Genomic DNA, 11,196 nt, shown 5'->3' with positions numbered 1-11,196 from the left:
ACCTGCACTTTTAATCATGCTACTGACTTGCAAAACAGGGGGAGACCATATATGTGAGCAACGCAATACCGAAGCTACCGCAGACCACCTTAAACACTAAACGCAACGCATAGTAAAAATGCCACGCGTTGCGAATCACTCTTGAACAGTTTGTTATGTATTTTTTAACGCTCAGAGTCAATATTGAACCAAGGCCGATATTGTCCAATTAACAAGTCTTCTGTAAAAAAGCGCTCAATAGTCGGGTTTTCTCCCGAAAATTTAGTCATATACGAAAAGCCAACATTTGAGGAAATCAGATCCAAAGGTTCTTCATGTTCAGGAAAAATATGCTCAATACCATACCTTAGTTGACAAGACGTCGTGACAGCCCTTTGCTTTTCGTTAGAACTTGGAATTGCATGTAAACGGCCTTTGCTTCCTCGCTTGAGATGAAGTGAGAACCTCTTCTTTATGTTGGTCGATTTTCCGACATATAAACAAGGGTGCTCTAGATAATCAGGCCACCAATCTTCAAAAGTTATTGCTACAGGCTTTTCACCGGGCCCTTTTAATACTTGAGTTCTATTTGAATTCATCAAATGATCTTTATCACCAAGCCACCAAAACACATAAATTCCAGCCTCTTCTGGTAGTAGGATTTTCTGACCATCAAATAAGTCTTTTATTAGTCTCACTGGCTCATTTTTGTACATACTTTCTCCAAAATACATAACGCTCGGTTAAGTGGTGAGTGACGCACCACCGAACTAAATTTTTAAACCGTAATCACATAAGCCAAAGTTGACGCCAAAAGTGCCGAGCGTTACGAATCCACTTGAACCGTTTGTTATACAAATTCTAACCATGCACGGATGAGTGCTTCATTGTGGTTACAAAATCATATAATTCCACATCAATATCATCGGGTTGACCAGTCACAACTTCAGTATCAGAATACTTAAAGCCTAGGTTTTGAGCTGCTATAATTATGCGCTTATCAATCGGACCTTTGTTCTCTTTTACTGCAAAATTTTGGTGTCTATTATAGATATAGGCCGCTAAATCGGCGATTTGCAAATATACATTTTCAGATGAGCTTTCAAAATGAATAGCAGAAGATTTAGTAATATTCTGCAATAACTTCATTTCAATTTTTGAGCCAGCCTTTCTCATCCCTTCATCACATATAAATTTTGCCGGCACCCATTTTTCTGAACAAACATACTTAACTGACTTTAGAAGTGATACATAAAACGCAAAATGCTCATAATTTGTTTTATCGAATACCTCAAAGTCAGGAAGGTTTTCAGGAACCATTTTATTTTTTTCGTAATGATTTGGACTCCATGTTTGAACAAAGCATGGGACCTCAATATTAGGAAAAGTAGAACAGATATCTTCAAATAACTTGATACGTGACTCAAAATCGACTTCTTTCCAATCACCGTTTCCATTGACTATATCAACAAAGTGCAACTCAAATGAGCCAAATTCTTTTTTAATACGAGTCTGCATTCGTTTAAAATGATCACTTAGTCTACGTGCATGCTTTGTTCTCATTACCACTGCGACATACGTTTTTCGATTACGCTCTAATGTACGAGATGCTGTTAAATGATCTGAGCCTGTATCATCAAATGCTACTATTGCTTTCATATTACCCTTAATTTGTATAACGCCTTGCTAAGGTGTGGCTAAACCACTGGCCTCAAGCAAAGCCACGTAATCACATAACTAAACCGAACGAAAAATGCTAAAGGTTAGCCGTCACTCTTAAGCAATTTGTTAACTGCGCTGTAAGTGTGGTCGAATTTCTTTTTCTATTGCGGCAATGGAAGCATTAATTTTATCAGTCAGCACATTGTCGTTTTCCGTACCCCAGACATCGGCCTTAACAGATTGCCCAAACACTCTATCGGCACGAAAATTTTCACCACCCGTAGCTTTGTCATTTATGAATGCTTCGATAGAAACTTGGAGGTTTCTTACGCATTGGCGCAATTCTTGTGTTTTGGTTTTATTAGACACGCCCCACAGCGCTTCGCCTTCTAAGGCTTGAGCTTCAAACTCCTGTAAGGCTACTGAAACTGGCTTCCACCGATTACCATAAACAAACGCATAAGCTTCAGCCTCAATTTGCGGAGTTCTAATCGAAGGATTCTGCGGATAGTCATCTGGAAACTCATGACCAGAAACCCAAGGAGAACGAGCATATTTCAATTCGTCACGCAATTTATAAGTGCTTAATATCAGGGCCCTTGCGACTTCAAACTCTGTTTTACCTTTTAACTCCCTCTTCCAACTTTTTAATCCCATAATTGCAATCGCAGAAGTTGTCACTGCCGCACTCGCAACGGCAATATCTTTAACGATCTGAAATATTGCGACACAATCCAATTGATACTCCTAGTAGTTAACGCTTTATAGACGGATTATTTCCGCACTTCCGTACACGCTACCGCCTTCTAAAAACATAGAATCTGACCATGTTAGATCATTAGTGTATGAAAATCAGTAGATTAAGTATTATTAGCTTTGTTGCACATCACAAAAAGCGGAAATTTTCCGTATAAGTCCTCAAATCTTACTTAGACTCATGAACTGTACACAAACACAGTACCGGAGCAAGTAATGAAATCCCCGTTTTTGAACTACATTCGTGACTTTATGCGCGCGAGGCACTATTCGGAAAGGACAATAGACGCCTACCTCTCGTGGATATTTCAGTACATTGTTTATCACGACAAAAAGCATCCAAAGGAGATGGGTACTGCGGAGGTGGAAGATTTTCTTTCCTATTTGATCACTAGCCGTAACTTAGCCATGCGTACCCAGAATCAAGCACTCAACGCGTTGGTGTTTTTATATAAACATATCCTTCATGACCCCATAGACGTCAATATGCGCTTTAAGAAATCTAATAAGAGCAAAAAGCTACCCACGGTCCTGACGGTAAAGGAAGTGAGCAAAGTGCTTGAAAATATGCCCCCGAGCTTTTTATTACCAGCCCAACTCATGTATGGCTCTGGACTGCGTCTTATGGAGTGCCTTCGGCTCAGGTATCAAGATATCGACTTTGATTATGGTGCGTTGAGAATATGGCGAGCTAAAGGAAATAAGAATCGAGTAGTGACGTTAGCGAGAGAGCTATTCCCGGCGATACGGCGACAGCAGCAACACGTTGAGAGCATTTGGAGGCAAGATGTTAAGCAGAGTGACTATTCCGGCGTGTGGCTCCCCAATGCATTGGCGACCAAATATCCAAACTCTAACAAGGAGCTCAACTGGCAGTTTCTGTTCCCTTCTGCTCGGCTGTCTATCGACCCTACTTCTAATTTAATTCGTCGACACCATATTAATGAGTCGAGTGTGCAAAAAGCTCTGAAATCTGCGGTGAAAAAGGCGGGAGTAGAAAAACAGGTTAGCTGTCACACGTTGCGACATTCATTTGCGACGCACTTATTGGAAAGTGGCGCAGATATTAGAACAGTGCAGGAGCAATTAGGGCATACAGACATTAAGACGACTCAGATCTACACCCATGTCATTAACCGAGGAGCGAGTGGCGTGAAGAGTCCGTTATCTAATATTCTTTAGATACAAAAAAGGAGAGCTTTCGCTCCCCTTTTACATAGACCTAACTGCTAATTAAAGAGCAGCTTTCGCTTTTTCAACTAGAACTGCGAATGCAGCTTTGTCGAATACCGCGATGTCAGCAAGGATCTTACGGTCGATCTCGATAGATGCTTTCTTAAGACCGTTAATGAAACGGCTGTAAGATAGACCATTTTGACGAGATGCAGCGTTGATACGTGCAATCCACAGTTGACGGAATTGACGTTTCTTGTTGCGACGGTCACGGTAAGCGTATTGACCAGCTTTAGTAACTGCTTGGAAAGCTACGCGGTAAACACGTGAACGTGCACCGTAGTAACCTTTAGCTTGTTTTAGAACTTTCTTATGACGTGCACGAGCTTGTACACCACGTTTTACGCGAGGCATTATGTCTCTCCTAAACTAAACGATTGATAAACTAAAAAGAATTAAGCGTATGGCATCATACGAACAACTGCAGCCACTTCACACTTAGGAAGGATTGCATTTGGACGAAGCTGACGCTTGTTCTTAGTAGTACGCTTAGTCAGAATGTGACGTTTTGTAGCGTGCTTGTACTTAATACCACCAGCAGTTTTCTTAAAACGCTTAGCAGCACCTTTGTTGGTTTTCATCTTAGGCATGATGAATAACTCCGCATTGTTGAGTTGATTAAACAATAGTAATTAGGGCGAACAAAACCCTACCGCTTTCCGTTTAAAACTGGAACGGCAGGGTTTTCTTACTTGTAAAGCCGTTAATTACTTCTTCTTAGGGGCCAATACCATGATCATTTGGCGACCTTCGATTCTAGTCGGGAAAGATTCTACTACAGCTAAATCTACAGTATCTTCTTTCAGACGATTTAGAACGTCGACACCAATGTCTTGGTGAGCCATTTCACGGCCACGGAAGCGAATTGTTACCTTCACTTTGTTGCCGTCTTCTAGGAAACGCGTCAGGTTGCGTAGTTTTACCTGATAGTCTCCAATATCAGTTCCAGGACGGAATTTTACTTCCTTAATCTGAATCTGCTTTTGCTTCTTCTTCTGCTCTTTCGCAGCTTTGCTCTTCTCGAAGAGGAACTTGCCGTAGTCCATCACACGACAGACTGGCGGCTCGGCGTTAGGGCTGATCTCTACGAGATCCATACCAGCTTCAACAGCTGCTTCAAGCGCTTCATTAATTGAAACGATACCAACGGGTTCACCGTCAGCGCCTGTTAGACGAACTTCACGAACGCCGCGAATTTCACCGTTTAAACGGTGCTGGTTTTGTTTGGCCGGTTGTTGGCCACGTCTTCCGCCTTTAATAGCTTATTCCTCCAGATTGAGCTTACGGCTAGAAACCTCGGCTTGGATGTATGAGATAAAGTCATCCACTTTAAACTTGCCTAGGTCCTTACCCTTACGTGTACGTACTGCAATTTCTCCGGCTTCCATTTCTTGGTCGCCACAAACAAGCATGTACGGGATACGCTTCAAAGTATGTTCGCGGATTTTAAAGCCAATCTTCTCATTTCTCAAGTCCGCTTTGGCTCTAATTCCACTTTTTTGCAGTTTTTGTGTTACTTCTTGAACATAATCAGACTGTTTGTCAGTGATATTCATGATAACAGCTTGTTCTGGCGACAACCACGTTGGGAAGAAGCCAGCGTATTCTTCGATAAGAATACCGATGAAACGCTCAAGAGAACCTAGGATTGCACGGTGAATCATAACAGGAACTTGACGTTCGTTGTTTTCATCCACATATGTAGCACCTAGACGACCCGGTAGATTGAAGTCTAGCTGAACTGTACCACATTGCCATGCGCGATCTAGGCAATCATATAAAGTAAATTCGATCTTAGGACCGTAGAACGCACCCTCACCTTCTTGAATCTCGAATGGAATTTCCATTGCTTCAAGAGATTGTTTTAATGCTTCTTCAGAGCGATCCCAGATTTCATCACTACCTACACGCTTCTCAGGACGAGTCGACAGTTTCACCACGATGTTATCAAAACCAAACGTGTTGTATGTATCGTAAACCATCTTGATGCAAGAGGTTACTTCGTCTTGGATCTGGCTTTCAGTACAGAAGATGTGTGCATCATCCTGTGTGAAGCCACGGACACGCATAATACCATGTAGTGCGCCAGATGGCTCGTTACGGTGACATGAGCCAAACTCAGCCATACGTAGCGGTAAATCACGGTAAGATTTCAGACCTTGGTTAAAGATTTGAACGTGACCTGGGCAGTTCATAGGTTTAATCGCGTATTCACGGTTTTCCGATGAAGTTGTGAACATTGCGTCTGCGTACTTGTCCCAGTGACCAGAACGTTCCCAAAGAACGCGGTCCATCATTAGAGGACCTTTTACTTCTTGGTAACCGTATTCAGTCAGTTTCTCACGAATGAATACTTCTAGGTCACGGAATACAGACCAGCCGTTGTGGTGCCAGAACACCATGCCCGGCGCTTCTTGCTGCATGTGGAATAGATCCAGCTGCTTACCAATTTTACGGTGGTCACGTTTTGCCGCTTCTTCTAGACGCGTCAAGTGCGCTTTAAGCGCTTTTTTATCGTGGAATGCAGTACCGTAGATACGTTGAAGCATCTTGTTGTCACTGTTACCACGCCAATATGCGCCCGCCACGTTCAGTAGTTTGAAGTGTTGGCAGAAGCCCATGTTAGGAACATGAGGACCACGGCACATATCAATGTATTCTTCATGATGGTACAGCCCTGGACGGTCGTCTTTAGAAACGTTCTCGTCTAGGATTTCCATCTTGTATGGTTCGCCGCGACTTTCAAATGTGTCACGAGCTTCCTGCCAGCTAACCTTTTTCTTGATAACTTGATACTTGGTTTTTGCTAGCTCTTTCATACGTTTTTCGATTTTTTCAACGTCTTCCATTGTAAGAGACTGTTCTAAATCGATATCGTAGTAAAAGCCATTGTCGATCGTAGGACCGATTGCCATTTTCACATCTGGGTATAGTTGTTTAATAGCGTGACCAAGTAAGTGAGCACAAGAGTGGCGAACAATTTCAAGACCGTCTTCGTCTTTCGCCGTGATGATTTCTAGGCTCGCATCGTTTTCAATTAAATCACAAGCATCTACGCGTTCGCCATCTACACGACCAGCGATGGTTGCTTTCGCAAGACCAGGACCGATTGAAAGAGCGACATCCATTGTAGAAACAGGGTTATCAAATTGACGTTGGCTACCGTCAGGAAGAGTAATTACAGGCATGTAGTATCCTATTTACAGTGGTCTTGCACACCAAGCAAGACATGTTTTGTTGGTTAGCAATTTTCAGTGAAGCGAAAACTGCCGCGATTTCATTGTGTTATCTGCTTATTTTGATGCAAATACGGATGCACCAGCCAAAGCGAACGAACATTGTAAACAAAGCTCAAGAAATAACAATCAGAAATGTGACATGTTTAATAAAACAACGATAACTCGCCTCTCTCCCACTGCGTGGCATACCTCGTAAATTCCTGCTGTTGGAGCCTCATTCTCGTTATGTGAATCTTTGATTTCACATCAATAGCTTCTAATCTATATATTAGGTATGTTGGAAAAAGGGACTTCTTATGGACCATTCAGAATATTACGTCAAACTCAATCAAGATGGGCATTCTACCGTATATTGTGAAGGACACTTATCACTAGGCAGCGAAGTCATCGAAGTTGAAAACCAACTCGACCAAAATCATGATGATTCCACCGCCATCATTATGCTTGCTAATGGCACTCGAATATCCGGCGTGAAAGTCGTCGAATAAGAAAAGCAAAAAGGAGGCAATCATACCTCCTTTTTAACATCATCACTCCGTGAGTCACGAACTCGCCTTAGCATATCTCGCTTGCTGTATCCAAGCTCTAACCTCGCTAGGCGACATAATGGCAGGATCACCCAACGATTTGTCATCGGCTTCGGCAAGCTGTTTTGGCAGAATATCAATTAGCAGTTCTAGATCTTTGTGGGAATGAATCTCCTCATCAAAAACGTTCGCCATATCACGACTGTACGACGCGTGACGTGCCCTTGCCGCTTTAACCAACCCCTCTAATAGAGTATACCACGTTGTCATTGGCCCTTGCACAACCGAGGCAGACTCGGCTGCTGAATCAATAAAGGCAAATGGCACGGTCGTAATCGGCTTGTTGTATTCCATCGCGGCCAAGATCCAATCGGTATCAAATGAAAAATCATACACTGTTGGATTACGAAGGATAACTTGCAACGCATCACGCGAATAAAGCTTAAATGCCGCCTGAGTATCTTTGATACCTTGAGAGAATATTTGATCCCCTATCATGCGCTGCATATGGCGTAGGGTCTTAATACCGATACCCCAACGCTCTTCTTGTTTGACCAAAATCGATTCAGGGTGCTTGCGATTACCCAAAACGACTTGTTTGGCCTGTTCTAAGTAAGGCTCTAGCAGCAATCCTATTTGTCCTAAATGAACTGAGTTATCAGCATCGGTATACACAACGACATCTGCACCCTCATCTATGGCTTTTTGGCAGCCAAGCACAATCGCTCCACCTTTACGAGAGTCGTCAACACTATGTAGATTAGCTAACGGTCCATCATCTGTATCCAAATGTTCCGACAGTTTAAGCACCGTGACCTTATTGGGCTGCTCTGTGGTCTTTACGATGCCTTTCGCAATATCAGCACTATCATGAGGGCATCCATCGTCCACTGGATATAAATGCCAATCAATACAACTGTCCGCACTTATCCAAGACAGCTGTTCCACTTTCATCCTCAGTGAATCTTCACCGTTGGGGTTCTGTTCTGTTTTGGGATTTAAGCGGTTATGTTCACCCCACATCGCGAAGACAACGCCAATACGTAGTGGTGTAGTGATCTTTCGAACATAGCGCTTTGACGCGACGAGTTTAACCGCTAGCCGATACTCCAAAGGCGCTTGCTCTTCTATTGCTAACTGTTTTAAATCGCCAACAGATAAACTACTTAATGAGTCCAATTGCTCAGCTAAGAACAACAAATCCTTTTGTTGGTGATTGTTAGTAAGATCGAAATTCGCGTTTGAATCTCGAAGAAGTGCCGCTGCCTGCTGAAGGTCTCTATTGCTAGCCATGATCCCTGTCCTAGTTGTTGGAAACAAAAGCAGACTAGGATTTATGTAACTGAGTTCAAATAATTGTTCTCAAGTCATCGTCGGCGTAGTCTAAGCGCGCTCAAACAAGCCACATCGAACAGCATGATTTACTGATTGGGTGGTTCAACAGGCACTGGAGCAAAACTCCTTCTTTGCACGGCTTCAACGCCGGAGCTGCTCTCTGCACCGATATTCGCGCGGGGCACTTGTCGCTCCGTATTCGTCGTATTGCCTAAGTCGCCTAAATCAGCTTCGTTAGCCAAGGCATTGATTTCATCTCGTTCTGCGGCTTCGTAATCGAAATCATCAATTGGCGTCGCGATTATCGTAGCCTCGTTTTCAACTGGCGCTGGTGAAGTTTGAATCAAGTGACGATTAGTTACAGGTGTATTCGCTGGTGTTGGTTTTGGCGCAGCATTGTTAATGCGTTCAGGCGTTTCTTTTGGTTGTGATGCCGACGTCGGCACGAAACCTTGAGATTGTGAAAAATTCGATTCAATGCCTTTCAGTTTTTTTTGCCCTGGAATAGTCTGCGTAGCCACTGGTGGTGGAGGTGTACTCGATGGTAAGCTTGTTTGCGTTCGAGTAGGCTTCAAACCAATCTTGGGTCCAGAGAACGTGAATAGACTTAGTTTTTCCTGCCAAACTTGCAAGACTGCTGTGTCATTCTCCCACGATTGGTCATAGCCTCCAGCAACATCAAAAGTCTGCATTTGGGTTAGCAGTAGAGTATTCGCTTGTTCGTTTTTCTGATGAAGATACTGCTGCATTTGAGACCATTCCGTCCCTCCTGTCAGTAAATAACGTACACTATTTGCCCAATACTCATACGCTTTCGGGTCATTGTCTAAGTTGGCACACACCGTGGCTAACGCCTCAGCAAGACCCGCGTATTGCCACATCTTTTCAGTGCCCAATTTTGCTTCCGAGGCCAGTATTTGCAGACTCAGTCTATGATATTGTTCCGCTGCTTGTTTGAATCTACCGTTACCAGCCAATAAAGTCGGCTGACTAAACATCCTTAATTCGACTTCTTGAACCCGCGCGCTGGTAGAGATGGTAAAGGAAAGCAGTAATACCAACAGCAGAAATCTAATTGTAGTCATCAAACGTCTCCACTAAACACTTACCAGGATGATAGAAACGTGAGTCAAACTGTACGTCTCGGTATTCTCGTGTTCCCGATGGTTGATAGAGTTTTCCATTCTGCTTGTACAGCAAGGCTTCTAGAACCCCTGCATTGGTCTTAAGCGTGATGCTCTTTTCGTACTTGCTGTTTCTTTCATAACGACCTTCATACCAACCACGTTGCGGGTCATAGAGTTCGCGCACGAGTACCATCAAGCGGTCGGTATAGTCGGTCTTCCAAAGCGCCCACATTTGAAAAGCCACACGAGTCGATACCAAAGCAAGCAAGTCATGGGAGCTTCCATCTTCGGCTAACGTAATCCATGGGGTACCCAATGCATAGACTGCGTCATAAACAAAATAAGGGTCACCCGCTACTACGTGGTCACCTCGCGCGGTATAGATTCTATCTACATCCCAACGCGCCTCTTGCACTAAATAGAGAGAGTCTGCCATCGCCGACATTACCAGGTCAGAATGATTCGCATCGTTGGAGCTGGAATCTGAAATCTGGTCCCAATTAAACTCTAGCCCCATCCACAAATAAGGGGTGCTATAGACGGGCCTTAGGACGTCAAAGTCTCTGGGGTCTCTGCCATCAAAAAGCAGATCGATGCCATAAATAGTCGCGACATCATAAGGATCAATTCGCATCGCTTTATAAGGCACAACTTGCCAATCTAAATAGCCATAAGAGGTATATTCTTCGACACCTAAACGCCCTTCTTTGTATCGAGTCACATTGCCGCCATATATCGCACCGCCGAACAACTCACCATCTTCATTGATAAGTTCACAGAAGTTCCAGCGCAATACCGCTTTATCAATGTACTCGGTAAATTCCGGAGAGAATTGTTTAACGATGGCGAGTGCAATAAGTAAACGCCCAGTATCTAACGAGGACCACCCAATATCACCTGGTTGCAAACCGTAATCCACTTTCTGTCCCGTCTGGGTGTGATAAACCTTGTGCGGAACTTGTCCGATACTCAAGTTCATGTCATTGAGAAAAGTCAGTACCAAGGTGAGTCGTTCATCGTATTGTTTGGTTGAGATGAACTCGAACTCTTTCGCTGCTAACAAGGCGAATAGATAATCGGCAATGCCTGACATATTGGTCGATGGGTAGTTGTCGATGCCATTAACTAATCCAGTTTGAAGCTGGGTGTTGTTCTCAATATATTTCCAGGCGGTACTTGCCCAGGCCAACTCTTGTTCAGTTAGCTTACCGTAACGTCCCTGACGAAATGTCTGAGACGTATTGATTGCTTCAACACCAGAACTTACACCTTGAACAATGGTTCCACAGGCATAAAGTAGAGGCAGAGCTAAAAGCAAAACAACCAGCCTTTGCATTC

General features: G+C 43.5%; 12 protein-coding genes. 2 read left to right on the top strand and 10 right to left on the bottom strand.

The genetic code is table 11. The features are described from left to right. Nucleotides 1-164: 164 nt before the first annotated feature. The 3 genes from AWH66_RS08250 to AWH66_RS08240 all read right to left on the bottom strand — a co-directional run bounded on the left by AWH66_RS08250 (nt 165) and on the right by AWH66_RS08240 (nt 2,379). Nucleotides 165-695 carry a GIY-YIG nuclease family protein gene (locus AWH66_RS08250; RefSeq protein ID WP_083399973.1) on the bottom strand — a complete coding sequence of 177 codons (531 nt, stop codon included), beginning with the start codon at nt 693-695 and terminating at the stop codon, nt 165-167. Nucleotides 696-840: 145 nt separating this feature from the next. Further along, complete coding sequence (locus tag AWH66_RS08245) at nt 841-1,638, bottom strand: DUF3800 domain-containing protein (protein WP_063605341.1); 798 nt, start codon at nt 1,636-1,638, stop codon at nt 841-843. Between the two features lie 129 nt (nt 1,639-1,767). After that, a complete protein-coding gene (locus AWH66_RS08240) occupies nt 1,768-2,379 on the bottom strand; it encodes a hypothetical protein (RefSeq protein ID WP_063605342.1) in 612 nt (203 codons plus the stop codon). A 234-nt stretch (nt 2,380-2,613) separates the two neighbouring features. Here AWH66_RS08240 and AWH66_RS08235 point away from each other — a divergent pair, with 234 nt between their 5' ends. Beyond that, on the top strand, nt 2,614-3,579 hold the full coding sequence (locus tag AWH66_RS08235) for an integron integrase (RefSeq protein ID WP_083399972.1): 966 nt from the start codon (nt 2,614-2,616) through the stop codon (nt 3,577-3,579). 51 nt (nt 3,580-3,630) lie between these two features. On the opposite strand, the gene rplT is transcribed toward AWH66_RS08235, so the two are convergent. The 4 genes from rplT to thrS form a co-directional block, all read right to left on the bottom strand. Further along, nucleotides 3,631-3,984, bottom strand: coding sequence for a 50S ribosomal protein L20 (gene rplT, locus AWH66_RS08230; RefSeq protein WP_004401084.1), 354 nt, complete (start codon nt 3,982-3,984; stop codon nt 3,631-3,633). A gap of 41 nt (nt 3,985-4,025) precedes the next feature. Further along, a complete protein-coding gene (gene rpmI, locus AWH66_RS08225) occupies nt 4,026-4,220 on the bottom strand; it encodes a 50S ribosomal protein L35 (protein ID WP_004401085.1) in 195 nt (64 codons plus the stop codon). 117 nt (nt 4,221-4,337) lie between these two features. Continuing rightward, the gene (gene infC / locus AWH66_RS08220; RefSeq protein ID WP_083399971.1) at nt 4,338-4,889 is read right to left on the bottom strand and encodes a translation initiation factor IF-3; all 552 of its coding nucleotides are present in this window, start codon (nt 4,887-4,889) and stop codon (nt 4,338-4,340) included. A 3-nt stretch (nt 4,890-4,892) separates the two neighbouring features. Continuing rightward, nucleotides 4,893-6,818 carry a threonine--tRNA ligase gene (gene thrS / locus AWH66_RS08215; protein ID WP_031494507.1) on the bottom strand — a complete coding sequence of 642 codons (1,926 nt, stop codon included), beginning with the start codon at nt 6,816-6,818 and terminating at the stop codon, nt 4,893-4,895. 347 nt (nt 6,819-7,165) lie between these two features. Between thrS and AWH66_RS08210 the strand changes: the two genes are divergently transcribed. Continuing rightward, the gene (locus tag AWH66_RS08210; RefSeq protein ID WP_063605343.1) at nt 7,166-7,357 is read left to right on the top strand and encodes a hypothetical protein; all 192 of its coding nucleotides are present in this window, start codon (nt 7,166-7,168) and stop codon (nt 7,355-7,357) included. 54 nt (nt 7,358-7,411) lie between these two features. Here the strand turns inward: AWH66_RS08210 and AWH66_RS08205 are convergent, their stop codons facing one another. From AWH66_RS08205 to AWH66_RS08195, 3 genes are all read right to left on the bottom strand, one after another. Beyond that, nucleotides 7,412-8,689, bottom strand: a complete 1,278-nt coding sequence (locus AWH66_RS08205; RefSeq protein WP_063605344.1) for a glycosyltransferase — start codon at nt 8,687-8,689, stop codon at nt 7,412-7,414. A gap of 128 nt (nt 8,690-8,817) precedes the next feature. After that, nucleotides 8,818-9,816, bottom strand: coding sequence for a hypothetical protein (locus tag AWH66_RS08200; protein ID WP_063605345.1), 999 nt, complete (start codon nt 9,814-9,816; stop codon nt 8,818-8,820). Further along, on the bottom strand, nt 9,803-11,194 hold the full coding sequence (locus AWH66_RS08195) for a DUF3131 domain-containing protein (protein ID WP_063605346.1): 1,392 nt from the start codon (nt 11,192-11,194) through the stop codon (nt 9,803-9,805). Before AWH66_RS08195 ends, AWH66_RS08200 begins: the two co-directional genes overlap by 14 nt. Nucleotides 11,195-11,196: the final 2 nt, after the last annotated feature.

This window comes from Vibrio barjaei (genome assembly GCF_001639065.2).
Classification (GTDB): domain Bacteria; phylum Pseudomonadota; class Gammaproteobacteria; order Enterobacterales; family Vibrionaceae; genus Vibrio; species Vibrio barjaei.
Note: the sequence above shows the minus strand (reverse complement) of the source record. Positions and strands in the feature narration are given on the sequence as shown.